Source organism: Streptomyces sp. NPDC058291 (genome assembly GCF_042880855.1).
Lineage (GTDB): Bacteria > Actinomycetota > Actinomycetes > Streptomycetales > Streptomycetaceae > Streptomyces.
Genome location: NZ_JBHVYK010000019.1, coordinates 1 through 25742 on the forward strand (window position 1 = coordinate 1; position 25742 = coordinate 25742).

Annotated in this window: 22 protein-coding genes, 1 rRNA gene and 1 riboswitch; of the genes, 18 read left to right on the forward strand and 5 right to left on the reverse strand. The window is 70.0% G+C overall.

All coding sequences use genetic code 11. The features are described 5' to 3' along the window. Positions 1-143 precede the first annotated feature (143 nt). From rrf to ACFVYK_RS12425, 12 genes are all read left to right on the forward strand, one after another. Positions 144-260 (forward strand): 5S ribosomal RNA (gene rrf / locus ACFVYK_RS12370). A gap of 109 nt (positions 261-369) precedes the next feature. Further along, entirely contained in the window at positions 370-978 is a 609-nt protein-coding gene (locus ACFVYK_RS12375; protein ID WP_389772109.1) for a CDP-alcohol phosphatidyltransferase family protein, read from the forward strand. Between the two features lie 111 nt (positions 979-1089). Continuing rightward, on the forward strand, positions 1090-3585 hold the full coding sequence (locus ACFVYK_RS12380; RefSeq protein ID WP_389772111.1) for a sugar phosphate nucleotidyltransferase: 2496 nt from the start codon (positions 1090-1092) through the stop codon (positions 3583-3585). A gap of 165 nt (positions 3586-3750) precedes the next feature. Then, the gene (locus tag ACFVYK_RS12385; protein WP_389772323.1) at positions 3751-4584 is read left to right on the forward strand and encodes a DUF881 domain-containing protein; all 834 of its coding nucleotides are present in this window, start codon (positions 3751-3753) and stop codon (positions 4582-4584) included. Beyond that, a complete protein-coding gene (locus ACFVYK_RS12390; RefSeq protein WP_020133151.1) occupies positions 4581-4913 on the forward strand; it encodes a small basic family protein in 333 nt (110 codons plus the stop codon). The genes ACFVYK_RS12385 and ACFVYK_RS12390 overlap by 4 nt, the downstream gene beginning before the upstream one ends. Before the next feature lie 4 nt (positions 4914-4917). Next, complete coding sequence (locus tag ACFVYK_RS12395) at positions 4918-5772, forward strand: DUF881 domain-containing protein (protein ID WP_389772113.1); 855 nt, start codon at positions 4918-4920, stop codon at positions 5770-5772. Positions 5773-5854: 82 nt separating this feature from the next. Then, positions 5855-6739, forward strand: coding sequence for an FHA domain-containing protein (locus ACFVYK_RS12400; RefSeq protein WP_389772325.1), 885 nt, complete (start codon positions 5855-5857; stop codon positions 6737-6739). Positions 6740-6782: 43 nt separating this feature from the next. Further along, positions 6783-7520, forward strand: a complete 738-nt coding sequence (locus ACFVYK_RS12405) for a MerR family transcriptional regulator (RefSeq protein ID WP_389772115.1) — start codon at positions 6783-6785, stop codon at positions 7518-7520. A gap of 84 nt (positions 7521-7604) precedes the next feature. Continuing rightward, positions 7605-8078, forward strand: a complete 474-nt coding sequence (locus tag ACFVYK_RS12410) for a bifunctional nuclease family protein (RefSeq protein WP_004934251.1) — start codon at positions 7605-7607, stop codon at positions 8076-8078. Positions 8079-8323: 245 nt separating this feature from the next. Then, entirely contained in the window at positions 8324-9007 is a 684-nt protein-coding gene (locus ACFVYK_RS12415) for a MerR family transcriptional regulator (protein WP_389772117.1), read from the forward strand. A 78-nt stretch (positions 9008-9085) separates the two neighbouring features. Beyond that, positions 9086-10501, forward strand: coding sequence for a DNA polymerase IV (locus ACFVYK_RS12420; protein WP_389772119.1), 1416 nt, complete (start codon positions 9086-9088; stop codon positions 10499-10501). Between the two features lie 96 nt (positions 10502-10597). Beyond that, a complete protein-coding gene (locus tag ACFVYK_RS12425; RefSeq protein WP_389772122.1) occupies positions 10598-11059 on the forward strand; it encodes a nucleotidyltransferase domain-containing protein in 462 nt (153 codons plus the stop codon). 4 nt (positions 11060-11063) lie between these two features. On the opposite strand, the gene ACFVYK_RS12430 is transcribed toward ACFVYK_RS12425, so the two are convergent. After that, positions 11064-11435 (reverse strand): PRC-barrel domain-containing protein, encoded by a 372-nt coding sequence (locus ACFVYK_RS12430; protein WP_389772125.1) that lies wholly within the window; start codon positions 11433-11435, stop codon positions 11064-11066. 112 nt (positions 11436-11547) lie between these two features. Next, a riboswitch (glycine riboswitch) is annotated at positions 11548-11643 on the forward strand. A gap of 184 nt (positions 11644-11827) precedes the next feature. On the opposite strand from ACFVYK_RS12430, the gene gcvP reads away from it, so the two are divergent. Continuing rightward, positions 11828-14713, forward strand: a complete 2886-nt coding sequence (gene gcvP, locus ACFVYK_RS12435; RefSeq protein WP_389772128.1) for an aminomethyl-transferring glycine dehydrogenase — start codon at positions 11828-11830, stop codon at positions 14711-14713. Positions 14714-14817: 104 nt separating this feature from the next. Here the strand turns inward: gcvP and ACFVYK_RS12440 are convergent, their stop codons facing one another. After that, positions 14818-15237 (reverse strand): molybdopterin-binding protein, encoded by a 420-nt coding sequence (locus tag ACFVYK_RS12440; RefSeq protein WP_389772130.1) that lies wholly within the window; start codon positions 15235-15237, stop codon positions 14818-14820. Between the two features lie 90 nt (positions 15238-15327). Next, entirely contained in the window at positions 15328-17286 is a 1959-nt protein-coding gene (locus ACFVYK_RS12445) for an amino acid transporter (protein ID WP_389772133.1), read from the reverse strand. 418 nt (positions 17287-17704) lie between these two features. On the opposite strand from ACFVYK_RS12445, the gene ACFVYK_RS12450 reads away from it, so the two are divergent. From ACFVYK_RS12450 to ACFVYK_RS12465, 4 genes are all read left to right on the forward strand, one after another. Beyond that, positions 17705-18997: an extracellular solute-binding protein gene (locus ACFVYK_RS12450; protein WP_389772136.1), complete on the forward strand. Its 1293-nt coding sequence runs from the start codon at positions 17705-17707 to the stop codon at positions 18995-18997. A 6-nt stretch (positions 18998-19003) separates the two neighbouring features. Further along, positions 19004-20002 (forward strand): carbohydrate ABC transporter permease, encoded by a 999-nt coding sequence (locus ACFVYK_RS12455; RefSeq protein ID WP_389772138.1) that lies wholly within the window; start codon positions 19004-19006, stop codon positions 20000-20002. A 137-nt stretch (positions 20003-20139) separates the two neighbouring features. Further along, positions 20140-20904, forward strand: a complete 765-nt coding sequence (locus ACFVYK_RS12460) for a carbohydrate ABC transporter permease (protein WP_389772328.1) — start codon at positions 20140-20142, stop codon at positions 20902-20904. 53 nt (positions 20905-20957) lie between these two features. Next, complete coding sequence (locus ACFVYK_RS12465; RefSeq protein WP_389772141.1) at positions 20958-22031, forward strand: endo-1,4-beta-xylanase; 1074 nt, start codon at positions 20958-20960, stop codon at positions 22029-22031. A gap of 272 nt (positions 22032-22303) precedes the next feature. On the opposite strand, the gene ACFVYK_RS12470 is transcribed toward ACFVYK_RS12465, so the two are convergent. Then, positions 22304-22492 carry a DUF5999 family protein gene (locus ACFVYK_RS12470; RefSeq protein WP_389772144.1) on the reverse strand — a complete coding sequence of 63 codons (189 nt, stop codon included), beginning with the start codon at positions 22490-22492 and terminating at the stop codon, positions 22304-22306. Between the two features lie 415 nt (positions 22493-22907). Beyond that, on the reverse strand, positions 22908-23498 hold the full coding sequence (locus tag ACFVYK_RS12475) for a hypothetical protein (RefSeq protein ID WP_389772147.1): 591 nt from the start codon (positions 23496-23498) through the stop codon (positions 22908-22910). 565 nt (positions 23499-24063) lie between these two features. Here ACFVYK_RS12475 and ACFVYK_RS12480 point away from each other — a divergent pair. Continuing rightward, positions 24064-25581: a glutamate--cysteine ligase gene (locus tag ACFVYK_RS12480; RefSeq protein WP_389772151.1), complete on the forward strand. Its 1518-nt coding sequence runs from the start codon at positions 24064-24066 to the stop codon at positions 25579-25581. Positions 25582-25742: the final 161 nt, after the last annotated feature.

A 25742-nucleotide genomic window follows, 5' to 3' on the forward strand; every position in this document is an offset into this window, starting at 1 on the left:
GCCCAGTAATGGGTGAAGCTGACTGGTACTAATAGGCCGAGGGCTTGTCCTCAGTTGCTCGCGTCCACTGTGTTGGTTCTGAAACCACGAACGGCCCCATGCCATGGTCACGGCATGGTGCGGCTGAAACAGTTTCATAGTGTTTCGGTGGTCATAGCGTGAGGGAAACGCCCGGTTACATTCCGAACCCGGAAGCTAAGCCTTACAGCGCCGATGGTACTGCAGGGGGGACCCTGTGGGAGAGTAGGACACCGCCGAACTCCTTTCAGAGCTCTGGCTCTTGGGCATACAGCCCGAGAGCCAGAGCTTTTTTGCGTTGGGGTAGGGTCAGGGGGAATCGTTGACTCATTTCCTACTGGAGGCCGCCGGGTGGAGGTCCAGGAGACCCGCGTTCAGACAGACCGGGTGCTCACCATCCCGAACATCCTCAGCATGGCGCGTCTGGTCGGCGTGCCCGTGTTTCTGTGGCTGATCCTCCGGCCCGAGTTCGGAGGACCGCAGAGCGACGGCTGGGCCCTTCTGGTGCTGGCTTTCAGCGGCGTCAGCGACTATCTGGACGGGAAGCTCGCGCGACGCTGGAACCAGATCAGCAGTCTCGGCCGGCTCCTCGATCCGGCCGCGGACCGGCTCTACATTCTCTCGACACTCGTCGGCCTCACCTGGCGGGAGATCCTCCCTCTGTGGTTGACGGCGGTACTTCTTGCGCGGGAGCTGGTTCTGCTGGTGATGGTGGGCATCCTCAGGCGGCACGGCTATCCGCCGCCGCAGGTGAACTTCCTCGGGAAGGCCGCGACCTTCAACCTGATGTACGCCTTCCCGCTGCTCCTGCTCAGTGACGGAAGTGGGTGGTTGGCGTCACTGGCTGCTATTTTCGGATGGGCGTTCGCAGGATGGGGTACAACCCTGTACTGGTGGGCAGGAGTCCTGTACGTGGTACAGGTCCGCCGCCTCGTTCGTGCGGACGCTGTGGCCGACTGACCTCGCCGATTGGCAGCACAGTGGCTCAATGGCCTGCGGCGTGAATCTGCGGGACAATCTGGACGGGTGAAGTCGGCTAGACCGTCGTCTCTTTAGGAGGACGCTTCCGACATGAAGGCCGTCGTGATGGCCGGAGGCGAAGGCACGCGCCTTCGCCCTATGACCTCGAGCATGCCCAAGCCGCTCCTGCCGGTGGCCAACCGGCCGATCATGGAGCACGTTCTGAGGCTGCTCAAAAGGCATGGGCTCAATGAGACCGTCGTAACTGTTCAGTTCCTGGCATCGCTGGTCAAGAACTACTTCGGTGACGGCGAAGAGCTCGGAATGGAGCTCAGCTATGCCAACGAGGAGAAGCCACTCGGTACCGCGGGAAGCGTCAAGAACGCAGAGGAGGCGTTGAAGGACGACGCCTTCCTCGTCATCTCCGGCGATGCCCTGACCGACTTCGACCTCACGGAGCTCATCAACTTCCACAAGGAAAAGGGTGCGCTGGTCACCGTCTGCCTGACGAGGGTGCCGAACCCGCTGGAATTCGGCATCACCATCGTCGACGAAGAGGGCAAGGTCGAGCGCTTCCTCGAGAAGCCGACCTGGGGCCAGGTGTTCTCGGACACCGTGAACACCGGCATCTACGTCATGGAGCCCGAGGTCTTCGACTATGTCGAGGCCGACGTGCCCGTCGACTGGTCCGGTGACGTCTTCCCGCAGCTGATGAAGGAGGGCAAGCCGGTCTACGGCTTCATCGCCGAGGGCTACTGGGAGGACGTGGGCACGCACGAGAGCTACGTCAAGGCGCAGGCCGACGTGCTCGAAGGCAAGGTCGACGTCGAGATCGACGGGTTCGAGATCTCGCCGGGCGTGTGGGTCGCCGAAGGCGCCGAGGTGCACCCGGACGCCGAGCTGCGGGGACCGCTGTACATCGGCGACTACGCGAAGGTCGAGGCCGGCGCGGAGATCCGTGAGCACACGGTCATCGGATCCAATGTCGTCGTCAAGAGCGGGGCCTTCCTGCACAAGGCCGTCGTGCACGACAACGTGTACGTCGGACAGCACAGCAATCTGCGCGGCTGTGTCGTCGGCAAGAACACCGACATCATGCGGGCCGCCCGGATCGAGGACGGCGCCGTCATCGGCGACGAATGCCTGATCGGTGAAGAATCGATCGTGCAGGGCAATGTGCGGGTCTATCCCTTCAAGACCATCGAAGCCGGTGCGTTCGTCAACACCTCGGTGATCTGGGAGTCGCGGGGACAGGCTCACCTCTTCGGCGCTCGCGGGGTGTCCGGCATCCTGAACGTCGAGATCACGCCGGAACTGGCCGTGCGTCTCGCCGGCGCGTACGCCACGACGCTGAAGAAGGGGTCCACGGTCACCACGGCCCGTGACCACTCCCGTGGTGCGCGTGCGCTCAAGCGGGCCGTCATCTCGGCGCTCCAGGCCAGCGCCATCGACGTACGGGACCTGGAGAACGTGCCGCTGCCGGTGGCGCGGCAGCAGACCGCGCGCGGGAGCGCGGGCGGGATCATGATCAGGACCTCGCCCGGGGTGCCGGACTCCGTCGACATCATGTTCTTCGACGGTCAGGGCGCCGACCTGTCACAGGGCAGTCAGCGCAAGCTGGACCGGGTGTTCGCGCGGCAGGAGTACCGGCGGGCCTTCCCGGGAGAGATCGGGGATCTGCACTTCCCGGCCAGCGTCTTCGACTCGTACACCGGGTCGCTGCTGCGGAACGTTGACACGACCGGCGTCGCCGAGTCCGGCCTGAAGGTCGTCGTGGACGCCTCGAACGGCAGCGCCGGCTTGCTGCTGCCGAGTCTCCTCGGGAAGCTCGGGGTGGACTCGCTGACGATCAACCCCGGTCTGAACGAGGCGCGGCCGACGGAGACCGGCGATCAGCGGCGGTCCGGGCTGGTACGGCTCGGGGAGATCGTGGCGTCTTCCCGTGCCGCGTTCGGTGTGCGCTTCGACCCGGTGGGCGAGCGGCTCTCGCTCGTCGACGAGAAGGGGCGGATCATCGAGGACGACCGCGCGCTGCTCGTGCTGCTCGACCTGGTGGCCGCCGAGCGCCGTAGCGGGCGGGTGGCCCTGCCGGTGACGACGACGCGCATCGCCGAGCAGGTCGCGGCCTATCACGGCACGCAGGTCGAGTGGACGACGACCTCGCCCGACGACCTCACGCGGGTCGGGCGGGACGAGACGACCATCTTCGGCGGCGACGGCAAGGGCGGGTTCATCGTCCCGGAGTTCAGCAGTGTCTTCGACGGCACCGCGGCCTTCGTGCGGCTGATCGGTCTGGTGGCCCGGACGCAGCTCACCCTCAGCCAGATCGACGCGCGCATTCCGCGGGCGCACGTCCTGAAGCGGGATCTGGCGACCCCGTGGGCCGTCAAGGGCCTCGTGATGCGGCGGGTCGTCGAAGCGGCCGGAGATCGCTTCGTGGACACCACTGACGGGGTGCGGGTGGTGGAGACCGACGGGCGCTGGGTGATGGTGCTGCCCGACCCGGCCGAGGCCGTCACCCATCTGTGGGCCGAGGGCCCGGACGACGCGTCGGCGCAGGCCCTGCTGGACGAGTGGGCGGCGGTCGTGGACAGCGCCGGCCGCTGAACCGCCCGCACACGCGCGTGCCGGACGAGTGTCCCCCAGGGGCCCGTCCGGCACGTCGGTGGGGCCGTTCGGAGGTACTGGACGCGACGTGCGACGATGTGCGGCATGCCGCAGCCGCCCCCCGTTCGGAGCACACCCGCGCGCGTGTCGCGCCCGGACGCGTCCATGTCGCTGCTCACCAACGTCATGGATCACAGCCTCGACGACGGATACGCCGAGGCGGCCGCGCGTAAGCAGGCCGATGGCGCGGGGGGCCTGCCCAGGACGGCGCGGGCGAAGCTGTTTCTGGCCGTGGGTCTCGTGCTCGCGGCCCTGGTGGTCACCGTCGGCGCGGTGCAGGCGCGGGTCGCGGCTCCGGTCGTCGCCAAGGAGCGCGAGGAGCTGATCGACCGCGTCGACCGGGAGACCGAGTCGGCCGACGAGCTGGAGAGCGCGGTCGACAAGCTGCGCGACGACGTGAGCAGTCGGCAGCGGGAAGCGCTCAAACAGAGCGGCGGCGAGCGCGCGGACCTGGTGGGGATTCTGTCGGGCGCCGTCGAGGTGCACGGGCCCGGCGTGAAACTGGTGGTGGACGACGCCAAGGAGGCCACGTCGGGCGGTGGCGGCGGTCCGCGTGAGACCGCGGGTTTCTCCGACACGGGCCGTGTCAGGGACCGCGACATGCAGCGGGTGGTCAACGGTCTGTGGGCGTCGGGCGCCGAGGCCGTCTCGATCAACGGGCAGCGGTTGACGGCTCTGTCGGCGATCAGGGCCGCGGGTGAGGCGATACTGGTCGACAACAAGCCGCTGGTGCCGCCGTACACGGTGTTGGCGGTGGGGGACGGGAAAAACCTGAGCACGAGGTTCCAGAACAGCGCGGACGGGCTGTATCTGAACGCTCTGCAGGAGAACTACGGCATCCGGACGGCCATCTCGGTGGTGGACGACGTCCGGCTGCCGGCCGCACCGAGTGTGATCGTACGTACAGCACAGCCGAAGACTGAGAAGGACGCATCGTGATCGCCGTACTGGGGCTCGTCGTGGGAGTCGTGGCCGGACTGCTGGTCCAGCCCGAGGTTCCGGCAGCCGTCGTGCCGTATCTGCCGATCGCCGTGGTAGCGGCGCTGGACGCCGTGTTCGGCGGGTTGCGGGCCATGCTCGACGGCATCTTCGACGACAAGGTGTTCGTGGTGTCGTTCCTGTCGAACGTGGTGGTGGCCGCGCTGATCGTCTTCCTGGGCGACGAGTTGGGCGTGGGGTCGCAGCTGTCCACCGGTGTGGTGGTCGTCCTCGGCATCCGGATCTTCTCCAATGCCGCGGCGATCCGCCGCCACGTGTTCCGGGCGTGACGACATGAGCAACGAGGACGAGAACGACGAGACGCCCGCGTACCGGCTGCGCAAGGAGCTGCCTGACGAGGTCGCGACGGCCGCGTCCGCCGACGAGCCGACCAGGGGGCCGGCCGGGGAGTCGGCCGCGCCCGCGGAGACCGGTCGGCAGCGGTTGGTCCAGGGGCTCTGGCCGCCGCGGGTCACTCGGGCTCAACTGATCGTCGCCCTGCTGCTGTTCGGACTCGGATTCGGTCTGGCCGTCCAGGTCGCGTCCAACAGCGACAGCGGGAACGCCCTGCGGGGCGCGCGGCAGGAAGATCTTGTGCGCATCCTCGATGAACTCGACGACCGCAGTCAGCGTCTTGAGGACGAGAAGCAGGGTCTCGAGAAGCAGCAGCAGGAGTTGGAGAACAGCTCCGACCAGGCGGAGGAGGCCCGCAAGCAGACGGTCGAGAAGGAGAGGCAACTCGGCATCCTGGCGGGCACGGTCGCCGCGCAGGGGCCGGGCATCACGATGACCATCACGGACACGAAGGGGACGGTCGAGGCGGACATGTTGCTCGACGCGATCCAGGAACTGCGCGCGGCCGGGGCCGAGGCGATCCAGGTGAACGGTGTGCGGGTGGTGGCCGGAACCTTCCTGACGGAGTCGGGCAAGGGCGTCAGCGTCGACGGGAACAAGATCAACACGCCCTATCGTTTCAAGGTCATCGGCAACCCGCAGGATCTCGAGCCGGCGCTGAACATCCCGGGAGGTGTGGTGCAGACTCTGGAGAAGGAGCAGGCCACCGTGACCGTCGAGCGGTCCGGCAAGATCGTCGTGGACGCCTTGCGAGCGGCGAAGCGGCCTGACTACGCTCGGTCGTCGGGCCGGTGAGCCGGGGGCGCTTGGGGGGTGTCCGGCAGGGGCATGAGGTTGCGGGGGGTCGACGCACCGATCGGGTGGTGCGTGGTGGAAACTGTCTGGTGGGCACGGACGTTGTGAAGGTGTCCGGGTCGACCGGTGTCATCAGTCAGGGTTCGTCCTGCCCCACGGGCGGGTCTGTTTCGGTCAAGGGGAATCGCCCGTGAAGTTGTTTGCGAAGTTGTTCGGCAAGAGCGCACGAGAGGGCAGCGACAACGCGACCGCTCGTCATCGCGCACAGCCTGACGCAGAAGGTCAGCGGCCGCTGTTCCGGGACCAGGTGGGTGGTCCGGGCGGCGACATTTCCGGAGGTCAGGGCGCGGCGTCTGTTGACCCTGCCCAGTCCGGCGGCATAGGTTTCGGCCAACCGTCAGCCTCGAGTGCGGGTGGAGGGTTTTCCCCTATGTCGGCCCTGGTGTGTACGAGGTGCGGTAACCGCAACGCGGAGAACAGCCGCTTCTGCTCCAACTGCGGTGCGCCGCTGCGTCCCGGGCTGACGCCCGAGCGTGCGTCGGAGACGACCTCCACGATCTCCATTTCCGGCCTGGAGGCCTACGACGCGGAGGTCACCGGCCAGACGCAGTTGCCGGCGCTGTCTCCCGAGGCCCAGGCCGCGGTCGACGCGCTGCCGCTGGGGTCCGCCCTGCTGGTGGTACGACGGGGCCCGAACTCGGGCAGCCGTTTCCTGCTGGACGGCGATCTGACCACGGCCGGACGTCACCCGCAGAGCGACATCTTCCTGGACGACGTGACGGTCTCGCGTCGGCACGTGGAGTTCCGGCGCAACCCCGACGGCACGTTCAGGGTTGCGGACGTCGGCAGTCTGAACGGCACCTACGTCAACCGCGAGCGGATCGACGAGGTCGCTCTGTCCAACGGCGACGAGGTGCAGATCGGAAAGTACCGGCTGGTCTTCTACGCGAGCCAGCAGGGCTACTGACCCGCCCCCGGGCTCGGCCCGGGGGATCCCCCAGGGAAGGTCCATGCTTCGAACACCGAGGGGCGGCGCCGGACACGGCGCCGCAGCCGCGGACGGTGGTCCGATGAGCATCGGCGCCGTGCTGAACGCGTTGCGCGACGAGTTTCCCGAAGTCACCATCTCCAAGATCCGTTTCCTGGAGTCGGAAGGGCTCGTCGAGCCGCAGCGGACGCCTTCGGGGTACCGCAAGTTCAGCACGCGGGACGTCGAGCGTCTGGGCCACGTGCTGCGGATGCAGCGGGACCACTATCTGCCGCTCAAGGTGATCCGGGAGCATCTGGACGCCATGGAGCGCGGCGAGGCCGCGCCGCTGCCGACCGTGGGCCGGCAGCGGGACGGCGAGGCCGTCCTGGAGCCGCCGGACGGCCCCACCGTGGCCCGGATCGGTCGCTCCGAGCTGCTGGCGGCCGCGGGGATCGGTGAGCGGGAGCTGGAGGAGTGGGAGTCCTACGGGCTCGTCGTGCCGCTGGAGGGCGGGGTCTACGACGCCGAGGCGGCCACGGTGGCCGCCCTGGTGGCCGAGCTCGGCCGGTTCGGGATCGAGCCGAGGCATCTGCGGGCGATGAAGGCCGCCGCCGACCGGGAGGCCGGGCTCGTGGACCAGGTGGTGGCCCCTCTCAAGCGTCACCGCAATCCGCAGACCAGGGCCCACGCGGAGGCCCGTAGCAAGGAGATCGCGGGGCTGACGGTGCGGCTGCACGCGGCGCTGGTGCAGACCGCGCTCGGGGTGCGGCTGCCCTGAGCGGGCCGGTTCGCCCGGGGTGGATCGGTCACCCGTTCCCGGCCCGACTACCCAAACGTCCCGGGCACGGCCTAGGGTTGCTGTGTGAACGAGCTCGATGTCGTAGGTGTCCGGGTCGAGATGCCCTCCAACCAACCGATCGTGCTGCTGCGTGAAGTGGGAGGCGACCGTTACCTTCCCATCTGGATCGGACCGGGCGAGGCGACGGCGATCGCCTTCGCCCAGCAGGGCATGGCCCCCGCGCGGCCGCTGACCCACGATCTGTTCAAGGACGTGCTGGAGGCCGTCGGCCAGGAGCTCACCGAAGTGCGCATCACGGATCTGCGGGAGGGCGTCTTCTACGCGGAGCTCGTCTTCGCCAGCGGGGTCGAGGTGAGCGCGCGTCCCTCGGACGCCATAGCGCTGGCGCTGCGCACCGGTACGCCGATCTACGGCAGCGACACGGTGCTCGACGACGCGGGGATCGCCATCCCGGACGAGCAGGAGGACGAGGTGGAGAAGTTCCGCGAGTTCCTCGACCAGATCTCGCCCGAGGACTTCGGCACCAGCAACCAGTAGCGGCGCACAGGCGCGGGACGAGGGCGCTCCGTTCGGGGCGCCCGCTCCGTTTCCGGCAAATGCCGGCGGCGACCGAGAGCGTCCTACGGCCCGTTCTCAGCGCATTCGGCTAGCCTTTCCCCGCGGTGGGGTACGGGAAACCACTCCTAGGGTGATTATCACTCGGCGTGCCGAGTGTGGCGATCGTTGACGCACCCCTGGTGACTGCCTACCGTCGAGAAGGCAGTTCAAGGACGGAGGTCGGCGTGAGAACCAGCGGCGACGGTACGGCTGGGGGTGCCCCCGGATTCGGTGTCGGGGGAAGCGGTCCGTACCCTCCCCCGAGCTCTTGGTCGCGCCCGGGCGGGGGATACCCGCAGCAGGGCGGCTCGGCCGATCACGCCCCGCATCGACCGGCGGCCGTGCCGAGCGGCGGAGGGGCGGCGTCCATGGCGTCCGAGCAGATCGGCTATCGCGGTCCGACGGCCTGTGCGGCGGCGGGCATCACCTACCGGCAACTGGACTACTGGGCCCGCACCGGCCTCGTCGAACCGAGTGTGCGGCCCGCGCACGGCTCCGGCACCCAGCGGCTGTACAGCTTTCGGGACGTCGTCGTCCTCAAGATCGTGAAGCGGTTCCTCGACACCGGGGTGTCGCTGCAGAACATTCGCAGCGCCGTGCAGCATCTGCGCGAGCGCGGGTTCAGCGATCTGGAGCGCATGACGCTGATGAGCGACGGCGCCACGGTGTACGAGTGCACCTCGCCGGACGAGGTCCACGCCCTGCTCCAGGGTGGGCAGGGGGTCTTCGGCATCGCCGTGGGCGTGGTGTGGCGGGACGTGGAGAGCGCGCTGTCGCAGTTGCACGGGGAGCGCGTGGACACCGGGGAGACGCTGGTCGGGCACAATCCGGCGGACGAGCTGGCGCGTCGGCGCAACCGGGCGGTCTGAGGCCCTTCCGGGGCGTTCCGGGGCGCGAGCGGCGGTGGGGGAACGCCGTTGTCAGTGGTGTGGTGCAGCATCGGACGTGTGAGAAACGCGCCCACGATCCTGCATCTCGACATGGATGCCTTCTTCGCCCAGGCGGAGCAGGCGTCCAAGCCGAGTCTGCGCGGGAAGGCCGTGGTCGTGGGCGGTCTGGGGCCGCGTGGGGTGGTGGCGACCGCTTCCTACGAGGCGCGCGTCTTCGGGGTGCACTCGGCGATGCCCATGGCGCAGGCGCGTCGTCTGGCTCCGCACGCCGCCTATCTCGTCCCGCGCTTCGCGTTCTACCGGTCGATCAGCGAGCAGGTGATGGGGCTGCTGCGGGCGCTCTCACCGTTGGTCGAGCCGCTGAGCCTGGACGAGGCGTTCGTGGATCTGGAGGCCGGAGAGACGGCCTGGGACAGCGAGTCGGCGCGGCTGGCCGGCATCCGGCTGCGCGGGGACATACGGGCGGTCACCGGCCTCACGGGTTCGGTGGGACTCGCCTCCTGCAAGATGCTCGCCAAGATCGCGTCGGAGCAGGCCAAGCCCGACGGCCTGGTGCTGATCGAGGCGGGTACCGAGCGGGCGATGCTCGGGCCGATGTCGGTGCGCACCCTGCCGGGGGTCGGCCCGGCCACGGGCGACCACCTCAGGCGCGCCGGGATCACCACGGTCGACGAGATCGCCGAGGCCGGTGAGGACGAGCTGGTGCGGCTGCTGGGCAAGGCGCACGGGCACGCCCTGTACGCGATGGCGCTGGCGCGGGACGACCGGCCCGTGGTGGCCGAGCGGGAGACGAAGTCCGTGTCGGTCGAGGACACCTACGACGTGGACATCCATGACCGGGTGCGGGTGGAGCTGGAGGTGCAGCGGCTCGCGGACCGGTGCGTGCGCAGGCTCCGGGAGACCGGTCTGTCGGGGCGGACCATCGTGCTGAAGGTGCGGCGCTACGACTTCTCCACGCTCACCCGGTCCGAGACGCTGCGCGGGCCGACCGACGACCGCGCGGTGGTCCGGGAGGCGGCGGCCAGGCTGCTGGACTCCGTGGACACGACCGGCGGGGTGCGGCTCCTCGGGGTCGGCGTCAGCGGTCTGGCGGACTTCACCCAGGAGGACCTGTTCGCACAGGCCGCGGAGGAGCGTTCGGCCGGGCCGCAGGAGGAGCCCTTGGGGGAGCCCGTCGTCGAGGCGCCGGCGCCGGCCGAGCGCCAGTGGCGACCGGGGCACGACGTGCGCCATGCCGAGCTGGGGCACGGGTGGGTGCAGGGCAGTGGCCTCGGCCGGGTGACGGTGCGTTTCGAGACGCCCGAGTCGGAGCCGGGGCGGGTGCGGACGTTCCGGACCGACGATCCGGGACTGGAGCCCGCGGACCCGCTGCCGCTGGTGCGGCGAAGACCCGACGAGGGCGGCGGAGCGGCGGCCGGTGTGCCGGGCCCTGACGTCGGAGTTCCGGGGTGGGGGACGGGGAACTCCCGGTGAGGTCGATCCGTTACACACAGTGAGCGGCTCGCGATGGTGGGACGGGTCGGAGTGACGGCGTCGGGTGGGCGGCGCCGGCGGAGCAGGGGGAACGGCATGGACGGGCGTGAGGACCGGTTCACCGAACGGGCCGGGGTGTCGCCGGAGCGGGCGGCCGAGAGGGGCTCGGTGACGGACCGGGTCGCCCGGTGGTCCGCGAAGCGGAGCGACGTGGCCGGGCTGCTGCTCGTCGGCTCCTGCGCGCGGGGGGTCGCGCGGCCCGACTCGGACGTCGATCTTCTGCTGTTGTCGACGACGCCCGAGCGGTACGCGGCGGACGACGCGTGGCTGCGGGAGTTGTCGCTGGGCGAGGTGGTGCGGGTGCGGGCCTGGGGGCCGGTCACCGAGTGGCGGCATGTCACGGCGTCCGGGCTGGAGGTGGAGGTGTGCGTCGGATCGACCGCCTGGGCGCGGACCGATCCGGTCGACGCCGGCACGCGAAGAGTCGTCACGGACGGAGCCCGATCGCTGCACGACCCGAGCGGGATGCTGGGGGAGCTGATACGGGCCTGTGCCTGAGGGCTCAGCCGTCGTCCGTGCCCGCCAGCCGGCCGAAGTCGTGGTCGGGCAGCGGGGGAGGGGCGCCCAGGTCGAGGCCGTAGTGGTGGTAGAGCTGGAGTTCCTGTTCCGGGGAGAGGTGGCGGCCCACGCCGAAGTCCGGGGCGTCCTTGATCAGCGCCCGGTCGAAGGGGATCCGCAGGGCGCCTTCGACCAGCTCGCTGGGCTCCAGGGGGACGAAAGCGTCGCGGGAGAACAGGCCCGTGCGTATGGCCGCCCACTCCGGCACGCCCGTCGCGTCGTCGAGGTAGACCTCGTCGACCGTGCCGATCTTGGCGCCGTTACGGTCGAACGCCTTGCGGCCGATCAGGTTGCGCGGATCGATGTCGGTCTGCACGGGCCCTCCACTTGCTCGCAACTCATCCGTTAGCACTACAAAAGAGCACAATGGGACCGACGGCCACTGGAGAGGGTGATGTTGACCTCGCTGGTAGTCTGGCAACGGCTGCTGACCCCGTGCGGGAGAGTCCTCCGAAGAACGTCGGAGGCGCCGAAGGAGCAAATCCTCCCCGGAATCTCTCAGGCTCACGTACCGCACGGACGAGGTCACTCTGGAAAGCAGGGCGGGTACCGACGGCGTCGACGGTCCCCGCTCTCACCGACGGTGAAAGCCGGGCGTCCTCGGGCGGCCGGTGAAGCTCTCAGGTTGAGATGACAGAGGGGGAGGCCGTCCGGGTACCCGCGCCGTGGTGACCCACGAAGGTCGTGTCAGACCAGGAGGCCTCCGTAATGACCGCCCATCGCATTCCGCTCACCGAGCTCGAACAGGGCATCCCCTTCGAGCAGCGCCACATCGGGCCCGATCACGAGGCGCGGGCCAAGATGCTCGCCCACGTGGGGTACGGCTCGCTCGACGAGCTCACCGCCGCCGCCGTCCCGGACGTGATCAAGAACGCCGACGCGCTGGACCTGCCGGGCGCGCGCACCGAGGCCGAGGTGCTGGCCGAGCTGCGCGCGCTGGCCGATCGCAACCAGGTCCTCGACTCGATGATCGGGCTCGGCTACTACGGGACGTTCACGCCGCCCGTCATCCTGCGTAACGTCATGGAGAACCCGGCCTGGTACACGGCCTACACGCCGTACCAGCCGGAGATCTCGCAGGGCCGGCTGGAGGCGCTGCTCAACTTCCAGACCATGGTCGCCGACCTGACGGGGCTGCCCACCTCCGGTGCGTCGCTGCTGGACGAGGGGACGGCCGCCGCTGAGGCGATGGCGCTGTCGCGCCGCATGGGGAAGAACAAGAAGGGCCTCTTCCTCATCGACGCGGACGCGCTGCCGCAGACCATCGCCGTGATCCAGACCCGCGCCGAGCCGACCGGCGTGGAGGTCGTCGTCGCCGACCTGAGCGACGGCATCCCGGCGGACATCGCCGAGCGCGAGATCAACGGCGTGCTGGTGCAGTACCCCGGAGCCTCGGGGGCCGTGCGTGATCTCAAGGCGCTCGTCGACCAGGCGCACGGACTCGGCGCGCTCGTCACCGTCGCGGCGGACCTGCTCGCGCTGACGCTGCTGAAGTCGCCGGGCGAGCTGGGGGCCGACATCGCCGTCGGCACCACGCAGCGGTTCGGGGTGCCCATGGGGTTCGGCGGGCCGCACGCCGGCTACCTGGCCGTCCACGAGAAGTTCGCGCGCAGCCTGCCCGGGCGGCTCGTGGGCGTGTCCGTCGACGCGGACGGGCACAAGGCCTACCGGCTCGCCCTGCAGACGCGTGAGCAGCACATCCGGCGCGAGAAGGCCACCAGTAACATCTGCACGGCGCAGGTGCTGCTCGCGGTGATGGCCGGGATGTACGCCGTCTACCACGGGCCCGACGGACTGCGGGCGATCGCCCGGCGCACGCACCGCTACGCCACTCTGCTGGCCGCCGGACTCCAGGCCGGCGGGGTCGAGATCGTGCACGGTTCCTACTTCGACACGCTCACCGTGCGGGTGCCGGCGAAGGCCGCGGAGATCGTCGCCGCCGCGCGCGAGCACGGCGTGAACCTGCACCCGGTCGACGCCGACCACGTGTCGATCTCCTGTGACGAGACCACCGCGCGGGCCCAGGTGGCCGCGGTCTGGGCCGCCTTCGGCGTGGAGGGCGACATCGAGTCCCTCGACGCGGCCACCGAGGACGCCCTGCCCGAGGACCTGCTGCGCTCCGACGCGATCCTGACGCACCCGGTCTTCCACCAGCACCGCTCCGAGACCGCGATGCTGCGCTACCTGCGTCGCCTCGCCGACCGGGACTACGCGCTGGACCGGGGCATGATCCCGCTGGGCTCGTGCACCATGAAGCTCAACGCGACCACCGAGATGGAACCGGTCACCTGGCCCGAGTTCGGGCAGATGCACCCCTTCGCGCCGGCCGAGCAGGCGCTGGGCTACCTGACGCTCATCCACGAGCTGGAGGAGCGGCTCGCCGAGGTCACCGGGTACGACAAGGTGTCGCTGCAGCCCAACGCCGGGTCGCAGGGGGAGCTGGCGGGTCTGCTCGCCGTGCGCGGCTACCACCGGGGCAACGGCGACGAGCAGCGGACCGTGTGTCTGATCCCGTCCTCCGCGCACGGCACGAACGCGGCCAGTGCCGTGATGGCGGGCATGAAGGTCGTCGTCGTGAAGACCGCCGAGGACGGCGAGATCGACGTCGAGGACCTCCGCGCGAAGATCGAGAAGCACCGGGACGAGCTGGCGGTGCTGATGATCACCTACCCGTCGACGCACGGGGTGTTCGAGGAGCACGTCGCCGACATCTGCGCCCAGGTGCACGAGGCCGGCGGGCAGGTGTACGTCGACGGCGCGAACCTCAACGCGCTGGTCGGGCTGGCCAAGCCGGGGCACTTCGGCGGTGACGTCTCCCACCTGAACCTGCACAAGACGTTCTGCATCCCGCACGGCGGCGGCGGCCCGGGCGTCGGTCCGGTCGCCGTGCGGTCGCACCTCGCGCCGTACCTGCCGAACCACCCGCTGCAGCCCGCCGCCGGGCCGGACACCGGTGTGGGCCCGATCTCGGCGGCTCCGTGGGGCTCCGCGGGCATCCTGCCGATCTCGTGGGCCTATGTGCGGCTCATGGGCGGCGAGGGCCTCAAGCGGGCCACGCAGGTCGCGGTGCTCAGCGCCAACTACATCGCCAAGCGGCTGGAGCCGCACTACCCGGTGCTCTACAACGGGCCGGGCGGGCTGGTCGCGCACGAGTGCATCATCGACCTGCGACCGCTGACCAAGGCGACCGGCGTGAGCGTCGACGACGTCGCGAAGCGGCTCATCGACTACGGGTTCCACGCGCCGACGATGTCGTTCCCGGTGGCCGGGACGCTCATGATCGAGCCGACCGAGTCCGAGGACCTCATCGAGCTCGACCGGTTCTGCGACACGATGATCGCGATTCGCGCGGAGATCGAGAAGGTCGGTTCGGGCGAGTGGCCGGCCGAGGACAACCCGCTGGGCAACGCCCCGCACACCGCGGCGGCCCTGGGCGGGGAGTGGGAGCACGCGTACTCGCGTCAGGAGGCCGTCTTCCCGGCCGGGGTGTCGGCCGCCGACAAGTACTGGCCGCCGGTGCGCCGGATCGACCAGGCCTTCGGCGACCGCAACCTGGTCTGCTCGTGCCCGCCGCTGGACGCGTACGAGGACTGAGCCGGCGCGTCACAGGGCCCCGTCCGTCGCGGACGGGGCCCTGTGGTCGTCTCCGCGGCCTGTGGCCGTGGCCGTGGTCGTGTTCGGGAGGCTCCCGCGCCGTCCTACGCCGTCGCCAGGGACACCTCCGTCGCCTTGATCAGGACGACGACGTCGGATCCCACGAAGAGGCCCAGATCGGTCGCCGCGTCCTTGGTGATCACGGCGGTGAGCCGGGCGCCCTCCATGGTGATCTTCACGGAGGCCATGACCTCGCCGATCGTGAGCCCGGTGATCGTGCCGGGGAGCCGGTTGCGGATCGAGAGCCCGGCGACCTGACCGGCGGCCAGGGAGACGTCGGTCGACTTCACCAGGGCGTGGACCGGGGTGCCCGGGGCGAGACCGAGCTGGTTCACGGCCTCCAGGGTGACGGCCGCCATGAGGTCGTGGCCCCCGTCGAGGCGGATCCGGACGACGGCCATGACCTCCCCGGTCTGGACGGCGGTCACGGTGCCGGGGAGCTGATTGCGGATGCTCAGGGTCATGAGCGTCACGGTAGAGGCCGCGACGCCTTATGTCTGGTATGTCGGTTTCTGTGCGCCTCGGGCCGCCGGCGCCGGCGCACTCCCCGGCCGTCAGCCCGTGTGGACGCGGGGCCGGCGGGTGCGGTCGGGCTCCGCCTCGCGCAGCACCTCCCGGGTGACCGGGGCGACCTCGCCCTGGCCGAAGAGGAAGAAGCGCAGGAAGTTGGCGAAGGGGTTGCCCTCGGTCCACTCGAAGTAGATGTGCGGGATGCAGCCGGTGGCGTCCCGGGTGTGCAGCAGCAGCGCGGCCAGGGCGTTGGAGATGGAGGAGGACTCCAGGGTCAGGACCCGGTAGCGGCCGTGCAGGACCTCGCCGCGCACGGTCAGGCCGGACTCGAACTCGGACGGGTCCACCACGGTGACCTCGACGAAGACGAAGTCCTCGCCGGGGATGTCGTTGTCCTGGCGGATCTGCTCGATCTTGTCGCGGTACTCCGCCTTGTCGCGCTGGTCGGGCTCGTTGGCGATGAACCGTATCTTCCGGCTGGCCATGTCCCGGATGAAACGTTCCGCCATGCCGTCCAGCGTCACGCTGGTCACGCGGAGCTCGAAGGCGCGGGCCAGTCGGGACAGGAGGGAGACGAGGATGATCCCCGCGATGAAGCAGGCGCCGATCTTCACGCCGTCGGGACGCTCGATGACGTTCACGACAGTGACGTAGAGCAGGACCGCCGAGACGACGGCGAAGCCGACGGTCCAGCCGCGCTGTCCGGCCCGGCGGGCGGCGATGGTCACCGCGATCGCCGCCGAGGACATCAGGACCAGGACGCCGGTGGCGTACGCGCCGCCCTGGGCGTCGACGTCGGCGTCGAAGATCCAGGTGACCAGGAACGCGATCAGGGTGAAGACGATGACCATCGGGCGGACGGCGCGGGCCCAGTGCGGGGCCATGCCGTAGCGCGGGAGGTAGCGGGGCATCAGATTCAGCAGTCCAGCCATCGCGGACGCTCCGGCGAACCAGAGGATGGCGATCGTCGAGGCGTCGTACACCGTGCCGAAGGCGTTGCCGAGGTACTCGTGGGCCAGGTAGGCCAGAGCGCGTCCGTTGGCCTGGCCGCCGGGCTCGAACTCCTTCTCCGGGATCAGCCAGGTGGTGATGAAGCTGGTGGCGATGAGGAAGACGCTCATGATCAGGGCGGCCGTGGTCAGGAGCTTCTTCGTGTCCCGGATGCGCCCCCTGGGGTTCTCCGCCGTGTCGTCGGGGTCGCCCTGGACGTGGGGCATGACCGCGACGCCGGTCTCGAAGCCGGACAGGCCCAGGGCCAGTTTGGGGAAGACCAGCAGGGACACGCCGATCATGGCGAACACGTTGCCGTGCTCCGCGGTCAGGGCGCTGGACCAGTCGGTGACGACATGGCCCTCGGTGAACACGTGCCACAGGCCGACGGAGACGACGACGGCGTTCAGGGTGAGGTAGGCCGCCACCAGGGCGAAGGCGACGCCGATCGCCTCCAGGAAGCCCTTGAGGAACACGGCGCCGAGCAGGGCGACGAGGACGAGCGTGATCACCAGCTGCCGGTCGTGCAGGGCGCCGGTCAGATGCGGGTTCTCGACCAGGTGGGTGGAGGCGTCCGCCGCGGACAGGGTGATGGTGATCAGGAAGTCGGTGGCGGCGAAGCCGAGCAAGGTCAGTACGAACAGCTTGCCCTTCCAGAAGGACAGCAGCCGCTCCAGCATGGCGATGGAGCCCTCGCCGTGCGGGCTCTCCTCGGCCACCCGCCGGTAGACGGGCAGGGCGCCCGCCAGAGTGACGATCACCAGGACGACGGTGGCCACGGGCGAGAGCAGGCCGGCCGCGAGGGCGGCGATGCCCGGTTGGTAGCCGAGGGTCGAGAAGTAGTCGACGCCCGTCAGGCACATGACCCGGTACCAGCGCTGTCCGGTGGGTTCCGGCCGCGCCTCGGTCTCGCCGGCCGGCTCCTTGGGGCCGTGTCCCTTGCCCATGTCGGAGAGGCCCTCCAGCATCCACGCGCGCAGACGGCCGGGCGGAGGGTGTTCGGTGGCGGCCATCGGCGTGCTCCAGAGGTGCGGCTCGGCGTGTGGTTTCGGCCATCACGCGGACGGCGGCATCAGCGTAAGCGGAGCGTGACGCCGGGGCCCGTGGATCGTGGGCCGGATGGCGTCAAGCTTCCGTTAAGACTGGTCGCGGGGTGGGGCGAGGGTGGAGGGGCGGCCACTCAGCGTCACGGATGGCGGGGGCAGGGTGCAGTCGCTGCGGCCTTGGCCGCGGTCCGGCTTCGTAAGGTTCGCCGGTGAATCCGAATGTTTCGATGTGGGTAAGGCCCGCTTCTGGCGTTCTTCTCTGAACTGGCCCCTGGATTGCCTGTGTTCAAGGGGTTGCCACTCGTCCGAGGGTGTCTCTAGGGTGCGGCAGCAGCGAAGCTTTCTGGAATTGGTTCGAAACTTTCGATCTATCAAGGAGCGCATGATGGGCGACCCGGCACTCTCCCGCCGCGGCTTCCTGGCGGCCTCCGCCGCGGCCGGTCTCAGCATGACGGCATTGAGCGCCTGCGGCGGCGACTCGGACGGAGGGTCGTCGGGGACGACCACCATCGAGTGGTGGAACATCTCCACCACGCAGCCGACGAAGGACGTCTGGGCGGGGCTGGCCAAGCAGTTCGAGGCACAGAACCCCAAGGTCAAGGTGAAGATCGTTCAGTTGGAGAACGACGCCTACAAATCGAAGATGACGGCGCTGACCGCCTCCGGGAAGCTCCCCGACATCTTCCACACCTGGGGCGGCGGCGTCCTGCGGCAACAGGTCGACGCCGGACTCGTCGAGGACCTCACCGACCGGACGAAGGACTGGGCCGAGGACCTGCTGTCCGTGGCCAGGCAGCCGTATCTGATCGACGACAAGGCGTACAGCGTCCCGTTCGACATCGGCATGATCGGGTTCTGGTACAACAAGGCGCTCTTCAAGCAGGCCGGCGTCGCCGCGCCGCCCACCACCTGGAGCGGCTTCCTCGACGCCGTGCGCAAGCTGAAGACCGCCGGGATCACCCCGCTCGCCCTGGCCGGCAAGGAGAAGTGGCCGGGCATGTACTACTGGGCGTACCTCGCGATGCGCACCGCGGGCGTCGACGCCCTGCGCAAGGCAGGGGACGACAAGGACTTCACCGGCGACGGGTTCGTCCAGGCCGGGCAGCACCTCCAGGACCTCGTCGACCTGCAGCCCTTCCAGAAGGGCTTCCTCGGCGCCGCCTACAACAGCCCCACCGGGCAGGCCGCCGCCGTCGGCAACGGCAAGGCGGCCATGGAGCTGATGGGCCAGTGGGCCCCGGTCGTGGAGTCCGACGCGGGCAAGGGGCTCGGCGCGAACCTCGGCTTCTTCCCGTTCCCGGCGGTCGACGGCGGCAAGGGCGTGATCACCGAGGTGTTCGGCGGCGGCGGCGGGCACGCGCTGCGCAAGGGCGCCCCGCAGGCGGCCTACGACTTCCTGAAGTTCTTCGCCTCCGCCGCCACGGACACCCGACTCGTCAAGAAGACCGGCGTGCTGCCCGTCGTCCCGGCCGCGGAGAGCGCCCTCACCGACCCCAACCTCAAGGCGGTGCAGGCGCAGCTGAAGGCCTCCACCGGCTTCCAGCTCTACCTGGACCAGGCGTACGCGCCCGCCCTCGGCCAGGAGGTCAACGACAGCGTCGGGGCGCTCATCGCCGGCTCGAAGTCACCCCAGCAGGTGGCGCAGTCGATCACCAAGGTCGCGAAGGAAGAGCAGTAGTCGGCGATGACCTCCACCTTCCTCCCGGACAGCCGCAGCGGTCCGGACGTCACCCCGCCGCCTCCCGTGCCCGGCGCGGGCCGGGGGCGGGCCCGGCGGCGGGCGCTGCACTGGCTCACCGCCGTCGGCTTCCAGGCTCCCGCGCTGGTGCTGTTCGGCACGCTCGTGCTGCTGCCGATGCTGTTCGCGCTGTACGCCGCGTTCTTCCGCTGGGGCGGCTTCGGCATGCCCGAGGACTTCGTCGGCGGCGACAACTTCACCCGGCTCTTCAAGGACCCGGTGTTCCTCGGCGACCTGTGGCGCTGTCTGCTGCTGGTCGGCCTCTCACTCCTGCTGCAACTGCCGTTCGCGCTGGCCCTCGCGGTCGCGCTCAACCAGAAGATCCGCGGCCGGGCCGTCTACCGGATGCTGTTCTTCGCGCCGTACATCCTCTCCGAGGCCATCACCGGCGTGCTGTTCAGCATGATCTTCGCTCCCGACGACGGCCTGGCCGACCAGGTGCTGGGCGCCGTCGGGCTGGACGGGGTGGGCGGGCAGTGGTTCGCCGACCCCTCCACCGTCATGGCCACCCTCTTCCTGGTCATGACGTGGAAGTACTTCGGCTTCCACATGATGCTGTACCTGGCCGGACTCCAGTCGATCCCGGCCGAGCTGACCGAGGCGGCCCTGATCGACGGCGCCGGCCCCTGGCAGCGCTTCCGCAACGTCACCCTGCCGCTGCTCGCGCCGACCCTGCGGATCAGTGTGTTCCTGTCGGTGATCGGCTCGGTCCAGCTGTTCGACCTGGTGTGGGTCGTCACCGCGGGCGGCCCCGACCACCACTCCGAGACGATGGCCGTGACCATGTTCCAGTACGGCTTCAAGCGCTACCAGGTCGGATACGCCAGCGCCATCAGCGTGGCCATGTTCGGCATCTGCCTCGTCTTCGCCCTCGCCTACCAGCGGTTCGTGCTCCGCCGCGACCTCCAGGGCGCCACCACGACCATGCGAGGAGGCGGCTCGTGAGCGTCGTCAAGACCGGTCCCGGCGCCCGCCGGGCCGATGCGGTCACCCGTCGAGGCGACCGAGGAGCCCGCGGGGGCGTTGGACGGACCGGGCGGACCCTCCCGCTGCACCTGCTGCTCGGGCTCGCCGGCGCGGTGATGGCCGTACCGCTCGTCTACGCCGTGCTGTCCGGCTTCAAGTCCACCGACCAGCTGTCCCGCAACCCCATCGGACTGCCCGACCCCTGGGTTCCCTCCAACTACACCGACATCCTCGGCTCCGGCTCGTTCTGGCGGCTGGTCGGCAGCAGCACCCTCATCGCGGTGGGGACGACCGTGGTGGTCGTCGCGGTGTCCGCGCTCGCCGCCTTCTCCTTCGCCCGGTTCGCCTTCCGCGGGCGGGAGGTGCTGTTCACGCTGTTCACGATGGGGCTGATGTTCCCCTTCGCGGTCGCGGCGCTGCCCCTGTTCCTCCTGCTGCGCTCCATCGGCCTGCTGGACAACCCGCTCGGCGTGATCCTGCCCCAGGCCGCCTTCGGCCTGCCGGTCACCATCGTCATCCTGCGCGGCTTCTTCCGGGAGATCCCCGCCGAGCTGGAGGAGGCGGCCACCCTGGACGGCTGCGGGCCCCTCGGCTTCTTCTGGCGCATCCTGCTGCCGATGGCCAGGCCCGCCCTCGGCACGGTGTCGGTGCTCGCCGTCGTCGGCAGCTGGAACAACTTCCTCCTGCCGCTGCTCGTCTTCAACGAGCCCACCTGGTGGACCGTCCCGATCGGCGTACAGCAGTTCCAGGGCCAGTACTCCGCCGAGTACGCGCGCGTGTTCGCCTACCTCGTCCTCGCCATGGTCCCCGCCCTGGCCCTCTACTCCGTCGCCGAGCGCCAGCTCGTCGGCGGCCTCGCCGCCGGCGCCACCAAGGGATGACGCGCGCCCGCGGAGCCCACGGCTCACACCCACCCCACGTGAGGAGTCGCACCATGCCCAGCACCGCCGTCCGCACCCGGCTCAGACTCGCCGGAGCCCTCGCCACCGTCCTCGTAGCCGCCGGGATCGTCACCGGGCCGGCCGCCCAGGCGCAGGAGCGAGCGGGCCACGGAAAACCGCGGACCACCCTCGCCGACCTCGCGCAGCGCCACGGCCGGTACTTCGGCAGCGCCACCGACAATCCCGAACTCACCGACGCGGCGTACACGAAGATCCTCGGCCGCGAGTTCGACATGATCACCCCCGGCAACGGCATGAAGTGGTACGCCACCGAGCCGCGGCAGGGCGTCTTCGACTGGACGGCGGGCGACGAGATCGTCGGGCTCGCGCGCGCCCACCACCAGAAGATCCGCGCCCACACCCTCGTCTGGCACAGCCAGCTGCCCGACTGGCTCACCGGCAGGCAGTGGACGGCCGACGCGCTGCGAGCCGTCCTGAAGAAGCACATCCAGACAGAGGTGCGCCACTACCGGGGCAAGGTCTACTCCTGGGACGTCGTCAACGAGGCGTTCAACGAGGACGGCACCTACCGCGAGACGGTCTTCTACAAGACCCTCGGCCCCGGTTACATCGCCGACGCCCTGCGATGGGCCCACGAGGCCGACCCGAAGGCCAAGCTGTACCTCAACGACTACAACATCGAGGCCGTCGGCCCCAAGAGCGACGCCTACTACGCCCTGGCCAAGGAACTGAAGGCCCGGCGCGTCCCGCTGGACGGCATCGGCCTGCAGGCCCATCTCGCCCTGCAGTACGGCTATCCGACGACCCTGCAGGACAACCTCCGCCGCTTCTCCCGGCTCGGCCTGGACACCGCGCTGACCGAGGTCGACGTGCGGATGCTGCTGCCCGCGACCGACGAGAAGCTGGCCGAGCAGGCCGACTGGTACGGGGATCTGACCGAGGCGTGTCTCGCGGTGCGGCGCTGCGTCGGCGTGACCGTCTGGGACTACACCGACAAGTACTCCTGGATCCCGGCGGTCTTCCCCGGTGAGGGGGCCGCGCTGCCGTGGGACGAGCAGTTGGCGCCCAAGCCGGCCTACCGGGCGCTTCGGGAGGCGCTCGGCTAGGACCGACCGGGCCGCGAGCCGGCGGGGCGGCGAGCTCGCCCCATGGCGGCCAGGGGCCGGCGGACGGTGGTCAGCGGCGGAGGGCCGACGAGTGACCACCGTCGGCGTCCAGGGAGACGTCCAGGGAGGCGTCCGGGGGCGGACGTCATGCCGGAGCCGGGGGACCACGGGGAGTGAACGGCCCCGGACACGCGTCGGGGCCGGTGCGCAGAAGTGTCTGCGGCCGGCCCCACAGGTCTCCGGACGGCGGTCCCGCGCCGTCCGGACAGGCTCTAGGCGGCGGTCATGACCCGGTGGGGGGCGATGACCCGGCCGTCCGGCAGGAGTTCACCGGTGTCCTCGAAGAGCAGGACGCCGTTGCACAGCAGGCTCCAGCCCTGTTCCGGGTGGTGCGCCACGAGACGGGCGGACTCCCGGTCGGCTGAGGTCGCTGTCGGGCACGGCGGCTGGTGCTGGCACATGGATGGGAACTTCCGCTCTGGCGTGATGAGTGAGATGGCTGTCGTGTCGGTCGTGTCTGTCCCGCGGCTTGAAGCGTCGTTCATGGCCGCCCCCCGTTGTGATAAGTGGTCGGAACCCAGTGTTGCCCTACGGACGTCGTTCCGCAGGGATTTCGCGGCACCGCTTCTCACAGGTTCATGACGCGTCACCCGCGCGAGCGGTTCATCGCCGCCGCACTGTCACTTCGGATGGTTCCCGGTGGCCGGATGGGGCTAGTCCGCTCGGGCCGCACGGCGGTCCGCCGTCGGTGGGCCGGCCCGGACGTCGCCGTCCCCGTACCCCGTCGCCGCGGCCCGGCAGCGCCGTACCCCGCCGCCGGGTCGCGGCGACGGGGTACGGGGATCGGGGATCCGGCGGATCAGGTGGTCGAGTGGATCAGGCCGGTGAGCCGAGCAGCGGCGGGGGCGCCGGGGTCACCCGCAGGGTGAGCACCGGGAGCAGCTCGGCCACCCGGTGCGGACGGTGGGCGGCGATGCCGGGCGGGGCCGGGGCGAGCGGCACCAGCAGGTCGGCCGGATCGGGGTGTCCTGTGGTGCCGTCCGAGGCGCAGTCGCCGTGCAGCCAGAGCGTCAGCATGTAGAGCCCGGGCACCGACAGCAGGCGTGCCTGGTAGGGCTGGGCCGCGGACTCGGCCTGCCGCAGGGCGCGTTCGGTGGAGGCGATGTAGGGGCCCTCGAAGAAGTGCGAGAACGCCCAGCCGTCCGGGGTCAGCCGGGTCTCGGCGGCGGCCACGGCACGGTCGTCGCAGCGGATCAGGAAGCGCCAGCCGGCCAGCCGGGTCTCGGCCGCGCCTTGCGGGCTGATCGCGTCCAGGACGTGCAAGGGCAGCGGAAGGTCGGGCGTGGCGTCCTGCTGGGCGGTGCGCAGGGCGGGCGTACGAGCCTCGTGGACCGCGGTGGGGGAACCGAGTGCCGTGAGGACGGAGCGCAGGGCGGGCGCGGGAGCCGGGGGGACATGCAAAGGCATGGTGGGTCGCCTCTCATTCGGCAGGCACGGTGGCGCGAGGGCGTGGGCGGACGGCGCTGTCAGCTGGCTCTCAGGGGGTCGGAGAGGCGGGGGCCGGGTCTGGGGGCTCGGGTGCGCGAGCGGCCTGCCGTCACTTCGACGACAGGCTCCTTCGACCGTGGGCGCCAACCTTCTCTGCCTTGTTCGCCGAGTTTATACGACATGTGTTCAGACTGTGTTTCGTCTAGTCGATCCGCAGATAAACGGCAAGGGTTCATTCGGTCGGCGATACGTGTGAATCATCCCGATTCACAGGCCGTCGCACCGTGATGACCTCGGGGTATGCGCCCGAAGTGGTCGGCCCATTCTCGTCGGCGTTTTTCACGAGACCGTGATGTGCGAAAGAGCCTCCGGCCGCATGCCCGGTGAATGTGCCAACGGAACGCCGCGGGCGGCTTTCGGTCAGCGTAGCGGGTGCCGTGGGCGGCCGGGGACGTTATCGATCGGCCGGGCGGGGCATCATCCTTCCTGTCAGGGACACCGGCGGCCGGGACGGCCGGACCGCCGCGCGAGGAGGGACGCTTCGATGGGCGAGAAGGTCGTGGCAGGCGCGTTCGACCTGTCCGATCGTCAGCACTACCGGGACAAGCTACGACGGTGTCTGACGGGGCTCGAGCGGCTCCTGGCCCAGAAGCGCTTCGACCGCCCCAAGAACCTCATGGGGCTCGAGATCGAACTGAATCTCGCGGGTGCCGACGGCCAGCCGAAAATGCTGAATGGCGAGGTGCTGGAGAGGATCGCGAGCCGCGATTTCCAAACAGAACTCGCCATGTTCAATCTGGAAGTCAACATAGCCCCACACCGATTGGGCGGCCGGGTATTCGACAGGCTCGCGGAGGAAATCAGCGCGTCACTGGCATATGCCCATCGAAAGGCGGGCGAAGTCGACGCCGGAATCGTGATGATCGGTATTCTGCCGACGCTCGACCGGGACGACCTGGTGTCCACCAACCTTTCCGACGTCGACCGCTACACCTTGCTCAACGACCAGATCGTGGCCGCCCGCGGCGAGGACTTCGCCCTGGACATCGACGGGGTCGAGCGGCTGTCGTGCACCTCGAAGTCGATCGTGCCCGAGGCGGCCTGCACCTCCGTGCAACTGCACCTCCAGGTCACGCCGGCCCGCTTCCCCGCCGTGTGGAACGCCGCGCAGGCGGTCACCGCCGCGCAGATCGCCGTCGGCGCCAACTCGCCCTTCCTGTTCGGTCACGAGCTGTGGCGGGAGTCGCGTCCCCCGCTGTTCCAGCAGGCCACCGACACCCGGCCGCCGGAGCTGCAGGCGCAGGGCGTGCGGCCGCGGACGTGGTTCGGGGAGCGGTGGATCAGCTCGGCCCACGAGTTGTTCGAGGAGAACCTGCGCTACTTCCCGCCGCTGCTGCCGATCTGCGACGAGGAGGACCCGCTGGAGGTCCTGGACGCCGGCGGGGTGCCCTCGCTCGCCGAACTGGTCCTGCACAACGGCACCGTCTACCGCTGGAACCGGCCGGTCTACGGCGTCGCCGACGGCGTCCCGCACCTGCGGGTGGAGAACCGGGTGCTGCCCGCCGGGCCGACCGTGACCGACGTGATCGCCAACGCGGCCTTCTACTACGGCCTCGTGCGGTCCCTGGCCGAGGAGTCCCGGCCGGTGTGGTCGAGGCTGCCGTTCGAGACGGCCGCCGCCAACTTCGAGGCGGCCTGCCGGGACGGGATCGACGCGCGCCTGCAGTGGCCCCGGCGGGGTCGGCTCGGCGGCCTGGTCGAGGTGGACGCGGTGAGTCTCGTCCGGGACGAGCTGCTGCCGCTGGCGGAGGCCGGACTCGACGCGTGGGGCGTGGAGCCCGCCGATCGCGATCTGTATCTGGGCGTCATCGACGAGCGCTGCCGACGGCGGGCCAACGGGGCTACCTGGCAGGTGGCGACGTTCCACCGGGCGCTGGAGGCGGGGCTGTCGCGGGACGCGGCGCTGGCCGCCACCACGCGGCGGTACGCCGAGCTGATGCACCTCGGGGAGCCCGTGCACACCTGGTCCGTGGGCGTGCCCGAGCCGGCCGCCACGGGGTGAGGACGGTATGCGGGGTCTGCGAGGGATGAAGGGCGCAGCGGTCCGGGGGCCGGCCGGAGAGCCGGGCCCCGGGGATGGTCTCCGCTGCGGGCGCTTCCCGCCCGGCTAGGAGCTCCGCGTCCGCTTCCCCCCGCCGCCGCGTTCCGTCTCCGGGGACACCG